The 18,607-nt window shown below is 63.3% G+C and carries 16 protein-coding genes; 3 read left to right on the top strand and 13 right to left on the bottom strand.

All coding sequences use genetic code 11. The features are described from left to right. Positions 1 to 13: 13 nt before the first annotated feature. The 3 genes from B0G83_RS01030 to B0G83_RS01020 form a co-directional block, all read right to left on the bottom strand. Positions 14 to 1,015, bottom strand: a complete 1,002-nt coding sequence (locus tag B0G83_RS01030; protein ID WP_105505585.1) for an ABC transporter permease — start codon at positions 1,013 to 1,015, stop codon at positions 14 to 16. Between the two features lie 2 nt (positions 1,016 to 1,017). Beyond that, positions 1,018 to 2,631: a sugar ABC transporter ATP-binding protein gene (locus B0G83_RS01025; RefSeq protein ID WP_105505584.1), complete on the bottom strand. Its 1,614-nt coding sequence runs from the start codon at positions 2,629 to 2,631 to the stop codon at positions 1,018 to 1,020. A 69-nt stretch (positions 2,632 to 2,700) separates the two neighbouring features. After that, positions 2,701 to 3,666 (bottom strand): sugar ABC transporter substrate-binding protein, encoded by a 966-nt coding sequence (locus B0G83_RS01020; protein WP_105505583.1) that lies wholly within the window; start codon positions 3,664 to 3,666, stop codon positions 2,701 to 2,703. Between the two features lie 194 nt (positions 3,667 to 3,860). Between B0G83_RS01020 and B0G83_RS01015 the strand changes: the two genes are divergently transcribed. Beyond that, entirely contained in the window at positions 3,861 to 4,733 is an 873-nt protein-coding gene (locus B0G83_RS01015) for a LysR family transcriptional regulator (protein ID WP_105505582.1), read from the top strand. Positions 4,734 to 4,739: 6 nt separating this feature from the next. Here B0G83_RS01015 and B0G83_RS01010 read toward each other — a convergent pair whose 3' ends face one another. From B0G83_RS01010 to B0G83_RS00985, 6 genes are all read right to left on the bottom strand, one after another. Continuing rightward, positions 4,740 to 5,495 (bottom strand): glucose 1-dehydrogenase, encoded by a 756-nt coding sequence (locus tag B0G83_RS01010; protein ID WP_105505581.1) that lies wholly within the window; start codon positions 5,493 to 5,495, stop codon positions 4,740 to 4,742. A 96-nt stretch (positions 5,496 to 5,591) separates the two neighbouring features. Continuing rightward, positions 5,592 to 7,079 (bottom strand): SulP family inorganic anion transporter, encoded by a 1,488-nt coding sequence (locus tag B0G83_RS01005; RefSeq protein ID WP_105505580.1) that lies wholly within the window; start codon positions 7,077 to 7,079, stop codon positions 5,592 to 5,594. 212 nt (positions 7,080 to 7,291) lie between these two features. Beyond that, positions 7,292 to 8,836: an efflux transporter outer membrane subunit gene (locus tag B0G83_RS01000; protein WP_105505579.1), complete on the bottom strand. Its 1,545-nt coding sequence runs from the start codon at positions 8,834 to 8,836 to the stop codon at positions 7,292 to 7,294. Further along, the gene (locus B0G83_RS00995; protein WP_105506516.1) at positions 8,833 to 9,909 is read right to left on the bottom strand and encodes an HlyD family secretion protein; all 1,077 of its coding nucleotides are present in this window, start codon (positions 9,907 to 9,909) and stop codon (positions 8,833 to 8,835) included. Before B0G83_RS00995 ends, B0G83_RS01000 begins: the two co-directional genes overlap by 4 nt. A 5-nt stretch (positions 9,910 to 9,914) precedes the next feature. After that, positions 9,915 to 11,552, bottom strand: coding sequence for an MFS transporter (locus B0G83_RS00990; protein WP_105505578.1), 1,638 nt, complete (start codon positions 11,550 to 11,552; stop codon positions 9,915 to 9,917). A gap of 61 nt (positions 11,553 to 11,613) precedes the next feature. Further along, positions 11,614 to 12,288, bottom strand: coding sequence for an antibiotic biosynthesis monooxygenase (locus B0G83_RS00985; RefSeq protein WP_105505577.1), 675 nt, complete (start codon positions 12,286 to 12,288; stop codon positions 11,614 to 11,616). A 283-nt stretch (positions 12,289 to 12,571) separates the two neighbouring features. Here B0G83_RS00985 and B0G83_RS00980 point away from each other — a divergent pair, with 283 nt between their 5' ends. After that, positions 12,572 to 13,504, top strand: coding sequence for a LysR family transcriptional regulator (locus tag B0G83_RS00980; RefSeq protein ID WP_105505576.1), 933 nt, complete (start codon positions 12,572 to 12,574; stop codon positions 13,502 to 13,504). Here the strand turns inward: B0G83_RS00980 and mug are convergent. Both mug and B0G83_RS00970 read right to left on the bottom strand, forming a co-directional pair. After that, a complete protein-coding gene (mug, locus tag B0G83_RS00975) occupies positions 13,465 to 13,995 on the bottom strand; it encodes a G/U mismatch-specific DNA glycosylase (RefSeq protein ID WP_105505575.1) in 531 nt (176 codons plus the stop codon). The two genes, B0G83_RS00980 and mug, sit on opposite strands and share 40 nt — an antisense overlap. Next, positions 13,992 to 15,017, bottom strand: a complete 1,026-nt coding sequence (locus B0G83_RS00970) for a GlxA family transcriptional regulator (protein WP_105505574.1) — start codon at positions 15,015 to 15,017, stop codon at positions 13,992 to 13,994. Before B0G83_RS00970 ends, mug begins: the two co-directional genes overlap by 4 nt. A 348-nt stretch (positions 15,018 to 15,365) precedes the next feature. Here B0G83_RS00970 and B0G83_RS00965 point away from each other — a divergent pair, with 348 nt between their 5' ends. Beyond that, the gene (locus B0G83_RS00965; RefSeq protein WP_105505573.1) at positions 15,366 to 15,671 is read left to right on the top strand and encodes a helix-turn-helix transcriptional regulator; all 306 of its coding nucleotides are present in this window, start codon (positions 15,366 to 15,368) and stop codon (positions 15,669 to 15,671) included. 13 nt (positions 15,672 to 15,684) lie between these two features. Here the strand turns inward: B0G83_RS00965 and B0G83_RS00960 are convergent, their stop codons facing one another. Next, a complete protein-coding gene (locus tag B0G83_RS00960) occupies positions 15,685 to 17,247 on the bottom strand; it encodes a DHA2 family efflux MFS transporter permease subunit (protein ID WP_105505572.1) in 1,563 nt (520 codons plus the stop codon). 90 nt (positions 17,248 to 17,337) lie between these two features. After that, positions 17,338 to 18,588, bottom strand: a complete 1,251-nt coding sequence (locus B0G83_RS00955; protein ID WP_105505571.1) for an HlyD family efflux transporter periplasmic adaptor subunit — start codon at positions 18,586 to 18,588, stop codon at positions 17,338 to 17,340. Positions 18,589 to 18,607: the final 19 nt, after the last annotated feature.

The raw sequence follows: 18,607 nt of genomic DNA, 5'->3' as shown, positions 1-18,607 counted from the left end.
GCGAATGGTCGATTTATACGGCGCGACGCCGGCTTCGATAGGTATCCAGCACGACGGCCACCACGATGACGGCCCCCGTGATGATGCGTTTGGTCGGCTCGGTCGCGCCGATCTGGGCCAGGCCCGCGGCCAGCACCGAAATGATCAAAACGCCAAAAAAGGTGCTCGTCACCGAACCGCGCCCGCCCATCAAACTGGTGCCACCAATCACCACTGCCGCGATCACCTGCAGTTCGATACCTTGCCCGGCATTCGGGTCCGCCGCTTCGAGCCGGGAAATCTGGAACAGCGCGGCCAGACCGGCCAGCAGGCCCATCAGCGCGAATACGGCGATCTTGTAAGGACGCGGATTGACCCCCGCGAGACGCACCGCCTCTTCATTCGTACCGATGCCGACGAGATAGCGGCCAAACACCGTGCGCGTCAACAGAAACTGGGCGGCCACCATCACCGCGATCGCAATCAGGAAGGCCGGCGAAATGCCGAACGCGATCGGGTTCGACAGAAAATCGAAAGCATCGCCGATATAAGCGGTGCGCGAATTCGTGAGTTGATACGCGACACCGCGCGCTGCTTCGAGCACACCGAGCGACACGATGAACGACGGAATCCGCCAGGCCACGGTGATTGCGCCGGTTACGCAACCGGTCAGCGTTGCGCCGGCCATGCCGAGCAGCGCCGACGGCAGCGCCGGCCAATGCCACTGCAAGGCCGCGACGCTGGTCAGCGCCGCGCCGAGCGCAAGCACGGAGCCCACCGACAGATCGATGCCCGCGATAATCAGCACGAAGGTCATGCCGACCGACATCACGACGAGGTCGGGAATCTGATTGGCAATCGTGCTGAACGTGTCGTAGCTCAGGAAGTGTGAACTCAGCAGCGAGAACAGCACGATCATGCCAAGGAGCGCGCCGAGCAGTCCGAGGTAGTTCGAGAAGCCGAGGCGCGTGCCGATCGACTTCGCCTTTTTCGGGGGTTCGCTCTGCAGCGTGGGCAGGCTGGTTGGTGCGGTCATGCTCAATACTCCACTAATTTTCTTTCGTCGGGCGCTTTCGCGTCGGGTTCGATAGGCGCGTGCAGCATGTCGTCGCGCTTCGCGTAGCCTGCGAACGCCGCGGCCAGCAGCGCGTCCTGAGTCCAGGCGCCGCGCTCGAACAGACCGGTCATGCGGCCGGCCGACATCACGCCGATCCGGTCGCAAATCGACATCAATTCGCGCAGATCGCTCGACACCACCACCAGGGCGCGACCTTCTCTCGCCAACGCGCCCATCAACGCATAGATGTCGAACTTCGCGCCCACGTCGATGCCGCGCGTGGGTTCGTCGAACAGCAGCACCGAACAGTCGCGAGCCAGCCAGCGGCCGATCACCACCTTCTGCTGATTGCCGCCCGACAACTCCGACACGGGCTGCGCCGGTCCCGCGCTACGAATGCGCATGGCGTCGATCTGCCGCGTGGCGAGCGCCGCCTCGCGACGGCCGTCCACCACACCCTTGCTCGACACCGAGCGCAGATGGCCCAACGAAATGTTGGCGGCGATCGGCTGGCTCAGTAACAGCCCCTCGCCTTTGCGGTCTTCCGTAATCAGCGCGATGCCGTGCTTCACGGCATCCGAAGGCGACGTGATCGTCACGGGCGCAGGTACGCCACCTCGACGCCCGATCGACACCGTACCGGCGTCCGCGCGATCCGCACCGTAGACGAGCCGCAGCAGCTCCGTGCGCCCTGCGCCGATCAATCCACTGATGCCGAAAATTTCCCCGGCCTTCACCTCGAACGACACGTCGCGCACCGCCGGTTCGCGGGTCATGCCGCTGACCTTGAACGCCACCTCGCCGATACGCCGCTCGCCGAGGTCGATCCGCTCGCCGATATCGCGCCCGACCATCAGCGTGACGAGGCGATCGGTCGTGAGATTCGCCATCTCATCGACATGCACGAGCCGGCCGTCGCGCAATACGGCGGCACGCCGCGCGATCCGCTTCAATTCCTCGAGCCGGTGCGAGATGTACACCAGCGCCACGCCCTGCGCCTTGAGCCGCTCGACCTGCTCGAACAGCAGATCCACTTCGCGGGCGGTCAGCATCGCGGTCGGTTCGTCGAGAATCAGCACGCGGCAATCGCCGATCAGATTGCGCGCGATCTCGACCATCTGCTGATGCCCGATACCCAAGGTACCCACCAGCGTGTCGGGGTCGATCGCGTCGAGCCCGACTTGCGCCATCGCATGGCGCGCGTCCTCGCGCAATCTGGCGCGATCGATCCAGCCGAACGGGCCGCGTCGCGGCAAGCGATTCAGAAAAAGGTTCTCAGCTACCGAGAGCGTGGGCAGAAGATTCAGCTCCTGCATGACCATGCGCACGCCCAACGCCTCGGCCTCCTTGCGGCTGGCCGGCGCGTACGGCGTGCCCGCCAGCGACATCGAGCCGGCGGTCGGCGTAACGAGGCCACCGACGATTTTGGACAGCGTGCTCTTGCCCGCGCCGTTTTCGCCGGTCAGTGCCAGCACTTCGCCCGCGTACAGATCGAGCGACACATCGGCCAGCACGGGCTCGGCATAAGTCTTACCGGCGCCATGCACCCGTAACACGGGCGCGGCATCGGCGACGGAGGGGATCGGAGTAGACATCAGATTGATAAACCGACAGATACCAGCCGGCGTGGCCGCTCGACGGAGCCGCCACGCACGAGGCGGGTCTTATTTGGTAACCAGATCGACCGGCGTTTCGACGACGCCCGACAACTCGGATTGCTTCTTGTGTTCGGCGAGCGCCTTCAAGGCGGTGTCGATACCGAACACAGCCTGTTTCGCGGCGTACTGATTGGCGGTCGCGAGCACGCGGCCGTCGGCCAGCATCGGCTTGATCGCGTTGATGTCGTCATAGCCCACCACCTGCACCTTGCCCGCCTTGCCGGCTGCGCGCACCGCGGACACCGCGCCGATCGCCATGTTGTCGTTGCCGCACAGCAGCGCCTTGACGTCCGGATTCGCGTTGAGGATCTGGCTCGCCACCGCGTTGCCCTTGTCGATCTCCCACTCGCCCGATTGCAGCGACACGACCTTCATGCCGCCCGTTGCCATGGCCTGCTTGAAGCCGGCGCTACGTTGCTGCGCGTTGGTGGTGGTCGACACGCCTTCGATAATGGCGACGTTGTCGCCCGACTTCAGGTGCTTCGCGAGGTAGTCGCCGACTTTCTGCGCGCCCTTCGCGTTATCCGGGCCGACGAACGGGATGTTCAGATCTTTCGACTTGAGCACGTCCGTGTCCAGCTTGTTGTCGATATTGACGACGATGATGCCGGCGTCCACGGCCTTCTTCAGGACCGGCACCAGCGCCTTCGAATCGGCCGGTGCGATCACCAGCGCGTCGACCTTCGAGACGATCATCTGTTCGACGATACGAATCTGGTTAGCCGTGTCCGTCTCGTCCTTGATACCGTTCGTGACGAGGTCGAATTTCGTCGGATTCTGCTTCTGATAATCCTTCGCGCCGGTTTCCATGGTCAGGAAGAATTCATTGGCCAGGGACTTCATGACCAGCGCGACCTTCGGCTTATGGGCGGCCTGAGCGAATGCCGACTGCATCGGCAAAATCGACACGGCGAGGAAAGCGGCGCTGGCTACGATGGCGCGACGGCGCGCCGGATGAAATTGACGAATCATTAAGTGTCTCCGTGTCGCTCATTCGCTCTGCTGCGAGCCCTTGAGTCGTGTGATGTGCAGGAACGCCGCGCTTGCCGCCGCCTGCAAAAGCCTTCATGGCTTTCCGCGCGATAACCGACAAGCATGGCAAAACTAATCCTATCCTTGGGAAGTGGGTTATGCTATGCCAAATTTCAAAACCTTGCGTTTCAAAAATGGAACACGTCGATTGGGACGACCTGCGGATTCTGGTGGCGATCGCCCGCGGAGGAACCATGCGGGCTGCCGCCACCGCCTGCGATCTGAGCGCGCCGACCCTGTCGCGCCGGCTCACCGAACTCGAACGAAAGCTCGGCGAGCCGCTGGTCGACCGGGTGCCGTCGGGCTGCACCATGACGGCGTTCGGCGCTCGGGTGCTGGCCTGGGCGGAACAGATGGAGGACCTCGCCCACAAGATCGAGCGCGCCGCGGACGTGAACGGCGGCGCGGCCGCTCACGGCACGGTGCGGATCAATGCGGTCGAATGGCCGTCGTACATCCTGCTGAAACTGCTGGGTTCGTTTCAGGACCGACTGCCCGGACTCGCCATCGAAGTGCTGACTTCGCGCCGCCCGTATAGCCTGGCGCGGCGCGAAGCGGACATCGCGCTGTGGTCGGAATGCCCTGAAGAGGGCGATCTCTACGTTCGGCGGATCGGCCGGATTCGTTTCGGGCTGTTCGGCTCGCGCGACTACTATCTGCGCCACAAGGCGGCGATCGTGAAGAAGGAGTGGGACAAGCTGTCGTTTGTCGGCTACGACGACCGGCAGCCCGATCATCCCGCCACGCAATGGCTGAAAGCGCTGCCTGGCGCGCCGGCACCGTCGCTGCGCAGCAGCTATGGCATGGGCGTGTTCGACGGCGTGCTGGGCGGTTCGGGGCTCGGCGTGCTCGCGCAACTGGCCGGCGATACGACGAGCGACCTTGTCTGCGTGGAAAAGCACATCAAGGCGCTCGATCAGGATGTGTGGATGGTGCTGCATCCGGCGCTGCGCGATAGCGAGCGGATCCGGACCGTGGCGAATCTGATCGCGGAGATTTTCCGCTAGGGGTGGCTACAGCGTCGCCGTCACGCCGCCGTCCACGTAAAGAATATGGCCGTTCACGAAGTTCGACGCATCGCTCGACAGAAACACCACCGCGCCCACCAGGTCTTCCACGTCGCCCCACCGCTTTGAAGGCGTGCGTCCGATCAGCCAGTTGCTGAAGGTCTCGTCTTTGACCAGCGCCTCGGTCAATTCGGTCTTGAAGTAGCCCGGACCCAAGCCATTGACCTGTATGCCGTGCTGCCCCCAGTCGATCGCCATGCCTTTGGTCAGCATCTTTACCGCGCCTTTGCTCGCCATGTAAGCCGCGATGTTCGGCCGGCCCAGTTCGCTTTGCACGGAGCAGATGTTGACGATCTTGCCGCGCTTGCGAGCAATCATGTGTCGCGCCACCGCCTGTCCAACCAGAAACACGCTGTCCACGTTGGTCTTCATCAGTTCTTCCCATTGCCTATGGGAAAACTGTTCGAGCGGCGCACGACGCTGCATGCCGGCGTTGTTCACGAGAATATCGATCGCGCCTATTTCGCTTTCGATGCCGGCAATCGCCTTTTCGACCTCAGCGGCGGAGGTCACGTCGAAACTCGCCGCATGAACGGTAGCGCCGTCGTCACGCAACCGGTTGACCGCCTCCGTCAGGCGCGCTTCGCTGCGCCCGTTCAGAATCACTTCGGCCCCCGCGCCGGCCAGACCTTTGGCCAACGCAAACCCAATACCGGTACTCGAACCGGTAACCAGAGCGCGACGCCCCGACAGATCGAACATCTTCAGATTAGCGTTCAACTCAGTTCCTTGTCGACGTTACGTCACGAAGGCGCGCGCCTTCGCCTGACCGTAGTCATCGTAACGCGCCCGCCGATATCACGCATGCTCGATCGCGGCGCCCGCTCGTTGCAGCAGGGCGGCACACCGCTCGGAGAGGTTGTCGAACCTGAGCGACTTGCCGGATTTGCCGTAGCGCTCCGCGAGTGTCTCCAGCGCATCGATCGCGGAATGATCCGCGACACGGAGATACTGGCAATCGATCGTCACGTCGGCCGGATCGTGTTGCGGCGTGAACAAGGCTGCGAAGTTCGCCGTCGACGCAAAGAACAGCGTGCCGTGCGGTCTGTACGTCTTCTTGCCGCTGTGCGTCTCATCGACGTCCGTACGGATTTCGCGCGCATGCTGCCACGCAAAGTTGAGGGCGGCGATCACAATGCCGCACAAGACGGCAATCGCCAGATCCGTGAAGACGGTGATCACCGTGACGGCCACCACGACCAGCGCGTCATGGCGAGGGATTTTGCTCAGGCTACGCAGCGAGCCCCACGCGAACGTCTGTTGCGCCACGACGAACATCACGCCCACCAGCGCGGCAAGCGGAATGCGTTCAATCAACGGCGACAGAAACAGGATAAACAGCAGGATCATCACGCCGCTCGTCGCCCCCGAGAGCCGCGACCGCCCGCCGGAACTCAGATTGATCATGGTCTGGCCGATCATCGCGCAGCCCCCTAATCCACCAAGAACGCCGGACACGATGTTCGCCACGCCGAGCGCCACGCATTCGCGATTGGGCTGCCCGACGGTCTCCGTGATGTCGTCGGTCAGGTTGAAGGTGAGCAGTGTTTCGAGCAGCCCAACGATCGACATCAGTACCGCATAAGGCAACACGATGCGCAACGTCTCGACGTTCCACGGAACGGCCGGCAGATGAAACACGGGCAGACTGCCCGCAATGTGCGCCATATCGCCGAGATTGCGCGTCGGCAGATGCATCAATTGGCTCAGTACGCCCACGCTGACAATAGCGACGAGTGCGGGCGGCACGGCCTTGGTGACGCGCGGCAGCAGATAGACGATCAGCATGGTCAGCACCACCAGCGCGCACATCACGACCAGCGGCGTGCCGTGCAGCCACTGCACGCCGGACGGCGTCGCGGCCTTGAAATGCGCCAGTTGAGCCATCGCAATGATGATCGCCAGCCCATTGACGAAGCCGAGCATGACCGGGTGAGGCACCATGCGAATCAGTTTGCCGAGTCGCAGCACGCCGAACAGCACCATCAGCAGGCCACCGAGCACTACCGTGGCGAGCAGATACTGCACACCGTGCTGCACGACCAGCGCGACGATCACCACGGCCATCGACCCGGCGGCGCCCGAGATCATGCCGGGCCGGCCGCCAAAAATCGCCGTCAGCGCGCAAATGATGAAGGCCCCGTAAAGGCCCGTTAAAGGGTTGACCTGAGCGACCAGTGCAAACGCAATACACTCGGGAACCAGTGCGAATGAGGACGTCAGGCCGGCCAGTACGTTCTGCCTGACATGGGAGAACCACTGCTCGTGGAAAGATTCAATCTTCATCTATGGGAATCGAAGCCAGACAATGCGGGGCGCGGCGAAATACGGCCGATCGTTGCGTGAGCATCGACTCGAAACGCGAACGCACGATCCGGAAACCGCGCGCGAGCGCCTCAGCAATCGCCTCAGCAAATTTATGCGGACGCTGAGTTTACAACATCTGCCGACTTCGCTCCCGCGGCCCCCCCCTGACTTCGCCGCGCCGGCTCGGTCCGTCAACGCGACGCGGTGGCGCGATTGGCGTATGACGACTCCCAGCCTCCGCCGAGCGCTTTACACAATGTGATCAGATTCGCATCCGCCGTGGCCCGGCTTTGTTCCATGTTGCTTTGCGCGTCGAGCAACTGTTTCTGCACGTTCAACACGTCGAGATAGTCGAGCGCGCCGGCCTTGTAGCGCTGCTGCGCGACCGCGAGCGCGCGCTGGTTCAGCGTTACCACCTCCGCGAGCCTGTCGCGGCGCTGTTGCTCGGCGTCGTAGACCACCAGGGCATCGTCCACCTCGCGCCAAGCTTCGAGCACGGTGCGCCTGTAGACGATCGCCGCTTCCTGCTGTTGCGCTTCGCGCAGATTCAACGTGCCCTTGAGGCGTCCGCCCTCGAAGATCGGCATGGTGATCGAGGGTCCGACGACAAACTGCCCCGATGCCCAACTGGCGAGACTCGACAACTGAAGGCTCTGGAGACCCGCGCTGCCGTTGAGCGAGATACGCGGATAAAAGTCGGCCTTTGCCATACCGATCGATGCCGTCGCCGCATGCAGTTCCGCCTCCGCCTTTCTGATGTCGGGCCTGCGTTGCACCAGCTCCGACGGAAAACCGATCGGCACCTGGCCGGGCAATTCGGGAACGTCATGCGCTTCGCCGAGCGTCGGCTGAAGTGCGCCGGGCTCCTCGGCGAGCAACACGCCGATCGCGTTGATCGTGGTCGTGCAGCGCGATTCGAGCGTCGGGATCAGACTTTCGATCGACGCCGCCTGCGCCGACGCGTTGGCCACGTCGAGATCGGTCGTCACGCCTTCCCGGGCGCGCACCTGCGTGAGCTTTGCCGTGTCGCGGGCAATCTCCAGGTTTTGCCGCGCGATACGCAACAGCGCCTGGGTGTCGCGCAACTCGATATAGTCTCGCGCGAGTTCAGCACGGGCCGATAACAACACCGCGTTTCGATCGTCGTAAGACGCATCGGTCAACGCGGACGCCGCTTCCACGCCACGCCGCACCCGCCCCCAGATGTCGAGCTCCCACGACGCGTCGAAGCCCGCCTGATAAAGGTTGTAAGCCGGTGAGCCCTTGGAACCCGGCAACGGCGCGACGCCAAGCGGCGTCGCACCCGAGGCGGATTGCGACTGCGTGCCGGTGGGGCTGACGCCGAGCAAACCCAGAATGCCGTTCGGGCTTCCGCGCTCCCGGTCGTACGAGGCGGCGCCATCCAGCGTGGGATATTCCGCCGCTCCCGCCACGCGCCGCTCCGCACGGCTTTGGCGAAGTCGCGCGGACGCCGCGGCCACATCGAGGTTCGCGTCGGCCAGTTGCTGTTCGAGCGCGTTCAACGTGGGATCGTTGAACAGCGTCCACCAATCCTGATTGAAGCTCGCCTCGACGGCCTTGCTCGGTGCCTGCGCGGATGCAGTGCGCGCGAACACCTGCGGCGGTGTGGCCGACGTCGGGGATTCGAAATTCGGTCCGACAGTGCAGCCGGTTATCACGAGGCACGCGAGCATCTCCAGCAGCAACGCGCGAAAAGAAAGGTCGCTCGTCTTCATTTTGTTTCTCCTGCGTCGGCCAATGCCTCCACATGCCCGCCAACGGCCACTTCCGCTTCCACGGAGAGCCCCACGCTCAACGCCGATGCCGCTGCCTGCCCACGGTCGATGGTGATCTTGACCGGTACGCGCTGCACGACCTTCGTGAAGTTGCCTGTCGCGTTGTCGGGTGCGATCGGCGCAAAGCTCACGCCGGTCGCGGGGGCGAGGCTATCCACGCGGCCGTGAATCACCACGCCGGGAAAGCTGTCCACCTTGATCCGCACGCTTTCGCCAGGCCGCATGTGCGTGATCTGGTTCTCCTGAAAGTTGGCGACGACATAGGCGTCCGACAGCGGCACGATCGCCAGCACCGGCGCACCCGGCGTCACGAATGCGCCCACCCGTGCGGAACGGCGCCCCACCTTGCCGTCGACCGCCGCGCGAATTTCCGTGTAGGAGAGGTTGAGCGTGGCCTGCTCCAGCGCCGCCTCGGCACGCGCGAGCGCACCGGCCGCTTTGTCGCGCTGCGTGCGTAATACCGCCAGGTTCTGCTCGGTCGACGCCAACGCGGCCTGGTCGTGCGCCTGCTGCGCGAGCTGCCCGGCGAGCGTGCTCGACGCGTGCTGCTGCTCCTGGGCCGTACCCGCGCCCGCATCCGACAGGTTCTGGTATCGCGCCGCATTGGCTCGGGCAAACTGGATCGACGCGTCGTCGGCCTTGAGCGTGGCGCGCGACTGGTCGACAAGCGACGGTTGCCGCGCGATCTCGGCGTCGTAGTTCGCGACGGAAGCGTTCGCCGCCGTCACGTCGGCTTGCGCGCTCATCAACGCGGCCCGGAAGTCGCGATCGTCGATCCGCACCAGCAATTGGCCGGCTTTGACCGACTGGTTGTCGTCGACGAATACTTCGGCGATCTGACCGGCGACGCGCGGCGCCACCAGCGTGAAATCGGCCTCGACATAGGCGTCGTTGGTGGACTCGCTATTCGAGCCATGGACTAATCCCGTGCAGGCCCATGCACCGACGCCGACCGCAACGGCCAGCGCGGCAATACGAATCGTCTTGAGAGGAGAAGGAGCAATGGTCGACATGATTTTCATCCCTTGGTGGGAGCAGAAGGCGTGCTGCACCACGGCGGATAAATACGCACAGGTAACACGGGCACGAGGAAAAGAAGAGCGATGGCGACACCCGCCATCACGCGATAAAGATCCGCCGAGGTCAGCACCAGCGCCTGCACGTGAATCCGGTGGGCGAGTTCGCCGAGACCGTGCGCCGCGTCGATGCTCTGACTCGTCACCAGCGCGTGATTGCCGAGCTGGTCCACGAGCAGGTTCGAATGCAGACGTTCGCGACGAGTCCCCAACCCTTCGATCAGCGACGTCGCGACGGCGGCGGAGAACGTCTTGATCGAGTTGAACATGGCCGAGGCAAACGGGCCCTCCGTGGGCGGCAAGCCGGTCGTGACACCCATCAGGATCGCCAGGATCACCATGGGTTGCGCGACGATCTGGATCGATTGCAGCCAGTAGAAGTTGTCGCGAATCCAGTCCGACGTCATGAAGCTTCCCAGCACGCAGGTGGCGGTCATGAGACACAAACCGATCGCCATCACCCAGCGGTGATCGGCCCGCCGCAGGTTCAGAACGGCCGCCGTCAGCGGCAGCACGATCAGTAGCGGCATCGCGACCAGCAAAGACAAGGGAGCGGTTTGCAGCGGCCGGTAGCCATGAACTTTGGCGAGATATTGGCCGGGTATCGCCGCCACACCGACCAGCAGGATCACCGCGCCGGCGAGCGTCGTCAGTCCATGCGCGAAGTTTCTGCGCGACAGCAATTGCAGTTTGAAAAAAGGCAGCGGATGAAACCACTCGTTGACGAGGAACGTCACCAGCAACAGCCCGCCGCCGACGAACATGACGCGAATCAATTCGGAATTGAATCCATCGAGGCGATCGCATTGCAACAGCCCGGTCACGAGCATCGCGACGGCGGGAAAACCCGTCAGAAATCCGCTCCAGTTGAAGGCACCGAGACGTTCCAGTTTGAGCGGATCGGACGGCAGTCCCCACTGGATCGCCACGCAACTGACGATACCGAGCGGCACGATCTGCCAGAACGCCATTTGCCAGCCGGCGTACTCGGTCCACAACGCGGCAAGCGGTGTGCCGAGCGCCGGCCCGAAAGTCGCCGTCAGCGCGTAGCCGGCGAGCCCGTACAGCTTCACTTTGGGCGGCAGGTAACGCAGCGCCACGATGATCAGCATTGGCGGCAGACAGCCGCCGGCGATTCCGTGCATCGCACGCAACGCGTAGAGCGTCGGCAGGTTCGGCGCGAACGGACAAAGGATTCCGAAGAGCATCGTCGCGACGACGGCGCCGATCGTGAATCGCTTGAGCGTGAACGTGATCCCGAACCACGGCGCGAACACCATCGCCGTGACGTTGGCCGCTTCGAACAGCGTGGTCAGCCAGGTGCCGTCGTCATGGCCGATCGAGAGCGCGCCCTGAATGTCCGCCAGCGACTGCGCGGTGACCTGTTCGTTGAGAATGGCCAGCAAAGACGCGAGCAGCATGCCGACCAGACCGGACGCCAGACGAGGCGTCAGCGCGGGCTGTTTGGGGGTCGACGGTGCGGGCGCCTCGGTGCGCGCCACAACAGCGGGAACCGTTACCGCCGACCGTGCGGCGGCCCGCGTCTGCGTTCCCGTTGTCAAAAGCTTGCCGGTAGTCATGGGGAGTCCTGTCGCTGCTCGTGTTTCGTTAGGATCGGGGTTTGATAGCGGAGCGCGCCGCTCAAGCCTTGGGTTGCACTTCCGCGAAGTATTGCGGCGCTTCCCGGCGATCGAACATGCCGTATTCCCGAACGATGCGGACGCTGCGCAGACGCGAATCGTTCGTCATCGCGCGGGTCGGTTCGAATGCTTCGAATGCGGCCTGGTCACGCCATGTCACGACCACGATCACATCGCCGGGCGACATCAGCGCGTCGAACACGTCCCACGAAACGAGACCCGGCGCGTCGACATCCACACCAAGCGATTTCGCCACCTGTTCCGCGCCGGCTTCCTTGAGCCATGCCGACGAGCATTTCGCATCGAGCAGCATCACCGCCGTGCCTTGGCCCGTCTCCGTCACATCGAGGCGCTGCTCGAGCAGGACCTGGCCCGCGGGAATGTGCGTATCGCTGACCACCTGGCCAATGCGCAGGCGATAGTCGGCAAACACGCGATCACGCGCGGCCTGCTGAATCTTGTGATGCGCCGTCGTGGTCCGCCAGCGCACCAGCGATTTCTCGTCACGCCAGCTCGACAGCGAGAGCAGCCATCCGGCCCGGCTCAAACTGGCATAACGGGTATTGTCGATAAAGCCGTCGATCTTCTCGAGTTCAGGACGCAGCATTCTGGCCATGCCGAGATAAGCGTCGAACTGTTCGGGGATGGGGTTGACTTCAAGCATTGCGGAAAACATGGCACACCTCTTTCATTGGGTTGGTCGCCGCATCACCGACACCTTGCGACTGGGTTAATTGTGTTGGATCGATCGACTTTGCAGGCACCCGAACGGGTCGGTATTGGGCCAATGAGCGAAGGATTTTTGCCAACCGATTTATCGCGGTATCGATCACCTTCACCGGCTGAAAGAGTCTTTTTCGAACGGGTAAAGTCGGCGTGGGGGCGCGAGATTCATGGACACCGATCGCAGCGCATAAAATCAGCGCGTACGAATACGTTGAAGAAGATGGAGAAGCGAAATGGACAAACTGCGTGAGATGGAAATATTCGTCGCGATCGTCGACCAGGGGAGCTTTACCGGCGCGTGCGACAAACTCGGCCTGTCGGCGCCGGCGGTCTCGCGGGCGGTCAATTCGCTGGAGTCGCGGCTCGGCACGCCGCTGCTGGCGCGAACCACGCGTTCGGTTCGTCCGACAGACGCCGGCTTGACCTACCTCGAAGCCTGTAGAAAAGTGCTGGACGTCATCACGGATGCCGAAGCCACCGTGGCAGCCGACTCAGCCAACCCCGTGGGCACGCTGACCATTTCCGCGCCGGTCCTGTTCGGTCAGCGGTATGTCGCGCCGCTGATCAACGCGTTTCTGCTGCGCTATCCGGACGTCGCCGTCAACGCGGTGTACAACGATCGAACCACGCGGCTTCTGGAAGAAGGGGTGGATATCGCGATCCGCATCGGGCATCTCGGCGACTCGTCGACATTCGCTTTGCCGCTGGGTTTCGTGCGGCGCCGGACGTATGCCGCGCCCGCCTATCTGGGCGAGCATGGCGAACCGCTTCACCCGAAGGATCTCGTCCAGCACCACTGCGTCTCTTTCACCGGCGTTTCCGCGCCGCTCGAGTGGGTCTTCAACGAAAACGGCACCCGGCTGCCCGTCCGGCTTCAGCCGCGGATGATCGTGGATCTGGGGCCCGCCGCCATTCTCTCGGCCGTGGACGGCGTGGGGATTATCCAGTTGCTGTCGTACCAGGCGGCGCCTGAAGTGGAGAATGGCAAACTCCAGCCAATCCTCACCGCGTTCGAACCCGAGTCGACGCCGGTCAGTCTGCTTCATGTGGAGCGGCGAAGCACCAGCGGCAAGATCCGCGCATTCGTGGAATTCGCGACCGAGACTTTGCGCAACAACGCGCATCTTCAGGGCGTGGACGCTACCGCAAGCCGCGCTTCGCGATAAGCGGCGACCAGCGCATCCAGGCTGAATCCTCGGTTCAGTCCGCTGGGATTGGGCAGGACCCATGCGTGCGCGCCACCGAATGGCGTGGCCTGCCGTCCCCATTCAGGATTCGGCGCGCCCGAGAGGGCCGAGAACGCCATCTTCCCAAGAAAGGCGACGTAGCGTGGCGCGTATTGTTCGATCTTCCGCTGAAAAGCCTCACCCGCCCTTTCGATCTCCGAGCGCGACAACTCGGCGGCCCGCGCGGTCGCCCTCGGCACGACGGTGGTGAGACCGCATCCATAGCGAAGCAGCGTATGGTCGTCTTCGGGACGAATCTGTTCAGGCGTGAAGCCTGCCAGATGCAGCACGCGCCAGAACCGGTTGCTTCTGCCCTCGAAATGATGGCCGGTCGACGCCGCACGCATGCCCGGGTTGATGCCGCAAAATACCAGCGACAGCCCCGGTTCGAGCAGGTCGGGAAGAGCCTGGAGAAGGGGCGCGTCGCTCACGGCGCGGAAAATCCATGAAACGCGACGTGCACGCTGGTTCCGCTAGGGGTTCGTGCCTGCGTGCCTGCATCGCCGCGAAATCGCTGCCGATATTGTTTGGGCGTGACGTCCAGGCGGCGGGCAAAGGTGGTGCGCATATGCGCGGCACTGCGGAAACCGCATTTGAACGCCACGGTCTTTAGCGGCGCGTCGGAGTTTTCGAGCAACTTTCTCGCGCTGTCCACGCGCACCTGCTCGACGAATGCGGACGGCGTGACCTTGGCATACTTCGCGAACACCCGCGAAAAGGTCCGCCGGCTTACGGCCACCGCGCCCGCGAGTTGTTCGATCGACAATGCGTCGGTTAGATGTTCGGTCACGTAGCGATAGACCTTGCCGATAATCGGATCTTCGTCCCTGCCGGCGCCGACATACGGGCTGTATTGCGACTGACCACCCTCGCGCTGGATATAGACCACCAGACGTTTGGCGACATGCACCGCGAGATCGTGCCCCCAGTCTTCGGCGACCAGCGACAGACACAGGTCGATGCCGGCCGTCACGCCCGCCGAGGTAAATAAGCGCCCGTCGCGAACGAAGATCTTGTCGGGCTGCACACGGGCTTGCGGAAATTCGTGAGCCAACCGTCCCGCGTCCGCCCAATGCGTTGTCACCGCCTTGCCGTCGAGCAATCCCGCGTGGGCCAGCACGAATGCGCCGTTGCACACCGAACCGAAGCGTGCCGCGTTGCGCGCCTGATGTTGCAGCCACGTCAGAAACCCGGCGGAAGGTTGGGCGTCGGGCAATTGTGGGCCGCCCGCGACCAGCAGCAGATCCCATTGCGCGTCGGTGTCCGCATAGCCGAACGGCACGGCAACCTGCATGCCGTTCGAGCAGGTCAGCGTGCCGGCGCGCGCCCCCACCAGGGACACCTCATACCGCTGTTCCTTGGACAGCATCGTGTTCGCTTCCGCGAACACGTCCAGAGGGCCCGCAACGTCGAGAGCCTGCGCACCGTCGAATATAACAATGGCGACTTTCATGCCGTGACCTTCGTGGAGTGGATTAGCCCGTTTCCGATAGCAACGTGGCCGATCGAGCGCTCCCGAACGACCGGGGCGGCCCGTCTGGCCACTATTTTCGAGCGACAGCCGAGCTTACCCCAATCGCCTGAAAACGGGCACGCAGCAGCCGGCAAGAGTCTTTTTCATTCAGGCAAGAGTCGGCCCATCACGGCGCCGTTGGCCTGAATCTCGTGCTGATTGGCCTGAGAGGGTCGGATTCACTGGTTTCCTCTCCCACGCCCGCTGATTAGACTTGGCTTCGATGGAAGCGGGCACGGTTGCCTCTTCCAACGTTGAAGCGCTCGGCTTCCATTGAGGTACCCGCCCATGTCCACCGTCGACGAAAATCTGATTCACAAGGCGCTTGCCAATCCGTTCCGACGCGACGTGTTGCGTTGGTTGAAGACGCCGGAGCAACACTTCTCGCGAGCCGGCATCGACCTGGGTCACGGTGTGCCCGTCAATGCCATCCGGGCGCGCAGCGGACTGTCACAATCGAACGTATCGGCACACGTCGCGGCATTGGTCGACGCGGAGTTGCTGGTGGCAACCCGCGTCGGTCAGTGGGTATTTCTGACGCGCAACGAAGCAGTGATTCACGCCTTCGCGGTACAGATCAGATTGCATCTGTAGGCGCCGCTCGCAATCAATGCCCACCCGCGCCGGCGGCCGCCGCTGAAGCGTCCTTCGACGGTTTCGTTAGCCAGATCAGCGGCACGATCACAATGAAGATCACGCCGGAGAGCCAGAAGATGTCGTTCAATCCGAGCATCGCGGCCTGCGCGTTCAAGGACTGCTCGAAGTACGCCATTGCCTGAGCCGAGCTTCCCCCCAGCGCGGCATGCAAGGCATCGAGCCCCTGCGTGAACACCGGATTGTTCACGCTGGTCTGCTCGGCGAGTTGCGAATGATGCAGGATCGTCCGGTTGTTCCAGCCCGTGCTCACGAGTGACGTCCCCACCGCCCCGGCAAACACCCGCACGAAGTTCGACAGACCCGCCGCGGCCGGTATCTTGTTCGGTGCGAGACCCGACAGAATGATCGCGGTGAGCGGCACGAAGAACAGCGCGGTTGGAATGCCCTGCAATAACGTGGGCAAAACGAGCGTCCACGTATCGACGCCCGTGGTGTAGTGCGAGCGCATGAAGAACACCGCCGCGAAACCGACGAACGCGAGCGTGGCCAGCACGCGGGCGTCGGACTTCGGCATGATCTTCGCCATCACGGGGGCGAGAAGCACGGCAAAAATGCCGAGCGGCGCGGTCGCAAGACCCGCATCGACCGAGCGATAGTTGAGGAAGCCTTGCATCCACTGCGGCAAGATCACGAGGTTCGAGAAAAACACCGCATAGGCAATGGAAATCGCCACGGTACCGCCAAGGAAATTGCGCCCCGCGAACAGACGGATGTCGATAATCGGATTCTTTTCGGTGAACTCCCAGATAAGGAAGAACACGAAGCTGATCACCGCGAACACCGTTAGCGCGATGATTACCGGCGAACTGAACCAGTCAAGGTCCTTGCCTTTGTCCAGCATGATCTGCAACGAACCGACCCAACAGATGAGCGACAGCAGACCGACCTTGTCGATGGGCAGACGCTTCGTCGGCGTTTCACGGGTGCGATAGATAAACCACGTCACCCCCGCCGCGAAAATGCCGACCGGAATGTTGATATAGAAAATCCACGACCAGGAATAGCTGTCGGTAATCCAGCCACCCAGCGCCGGACCGGCAATCGGGCCGACCGTCGCCGTCATCGCCCACAACGCCAACGCGGTCGAGCTTCGTTCCCTCGGATACGAGCCAAGCAGAATGGCTTGCGACAGCGGAATCAGCGGACCGGCCACCGCGCCCTGCACGATCCGGGCGGCGAGCAGCGTCGGCAGATTCGGCGCGATGCCGCACAGCCATGACGACAGCACGAACAGCAGAATCGCCCACACGAACAGTCTGATCTGGCCGACCCGCTGCGTGAGCCAGCCGGTCAGCGGAATCGCAATCGCGTTCGCCGCGGCAAACAAGGTAATGACCCACGTGCCCTCATCCACCGAAACGCCCATGTTGCCCGCGATCGTGGGCACCGCCACGTTCGCGATCGACGAGTCCAGCACGTTCATGAAAGTGGCCAGCGCCACGGCGATAGTAGCGAGGACCAGCTTGCCGCCGGTGAGCGGCGGCAGCGGCGCGGAATTCGTCGAAGCATTCATTGGATCACCTTGACAGGCTGCTGAGTGTTGGAGTGTTGACTCATCGTCTGACTTGTCAGATATCTGGATAAAAAAATAGAGGCGACGAACTCAACCCGCGCTGTGTTTCGTCTTGTCGCGCGCGGCGGTTGTTGCCGCAACCGTGCGGTTAGCCGGCATGTTCTGCGCGATGATGCTGGCGATTTCCGCGTCGGCCTGCGCGCCGTACTGGGCGAACACATCCGTGCGATACGACGTGTTGACGGCGGCGGCGAGTTGCGTGCCGGTTTCGTCGTGCGTGTCGACCTCCACGTCCATGGAAAGGCCGATTCGCAGCGGGTGCGCGTTCAGTTCGTTCTGGTCCAACTGGATGCGTGCCGGCAGACGTTGCACGACCTTGATCCAGTTACCGGTCGCGTTCTGCGCGGGCAGGACGGCGAATGCCGCGCCCGTGCCGGCCGAGAAGCCCACCACCCGGCCGTGGTATTTGACCTTCGAGCCATAGGCGTCCGCGGTCAGTTCGACCGGTTGACCGATACGCATGTGCTTCAGTTGCACTTCCTTGAAGTTGGCGTCGACCCAGACGCCGTTCAGCGGCACGATCGCCATCAGCGGCGTGCCGGGCCCGACGCGCTGGCCGACCTGCACCGAACGGCGCGCGACGTAACCGGTAACAGGAGCCGGCAACGTATTGCGCGCGTAGCTCAGGTAAGCGTCGCGGACCTTCGAGGCCGCGGCCTGCACATTCGGATGTTGTTCGATCGTGGTGCGATCGGTGAGCGCGTGGTTGGCTTCAGCCTGCTGGCGGGCGGCGTCGAGCGCAGCTTGCGCGGCGTTCACCGTTTCACGGGCATGGGCGATGTCCTCACCCGACACCGCGCCGGTGTCCGCGACGGCCTGACGGCGCTTGAGGTCGTCGTTGGCGCGTGACAGATCGGCCTCGCGCTGAGCTACCGTCGCCGCGTAGAAATCGTTATTCACATAGAGCCCGCTTACCTGGCGCACCGTCTGCCCCAGTGTGGCTTCGGCGTTCGAGAGCGCGACCTTGGCGTCGGCGTTGTCGAGTATCACGACCGGGTCGCCCTGCTTCACGACCTGAGTGTCGTCGGCGTTGACCGCGATGACCGTACCGCTTACTTGCGGCGTCAGTTGCACGAGGTTGCCGCTGACGTAGGCGTCGTCGGTGGATTGATAGAAGCGCGCCGACGTGTACCAGTACGCGCCGTAGGCCGCCGCCGAGAGCACGATTGCCGCGCCGAGCAGCGTGAGCAGCAACTTGCGTTTGCCGGGGTTTTGCGTGTCGTCCCGCTGGCCGGTTTGGGGTGCTTCGGCCGTCGTCCGTTCGGTGGTGATTTCACTCATGATGATTCTCCTGTGCGCT

The sequence above is a fragment of the Paraburkholderia sp. BL21I4N1 genome (assembly GCF_002973525.1).
GTDB lineage: Bacteria > Pseudomonadota > Gammaproteobacteria > Burkholderiales > Burkholderiaceae > Paraburkholderia.
Note: the sequence above shows the minus strand (reverse complement) of the source record. Positions and strands in the feature narration are given on the sequence as shown.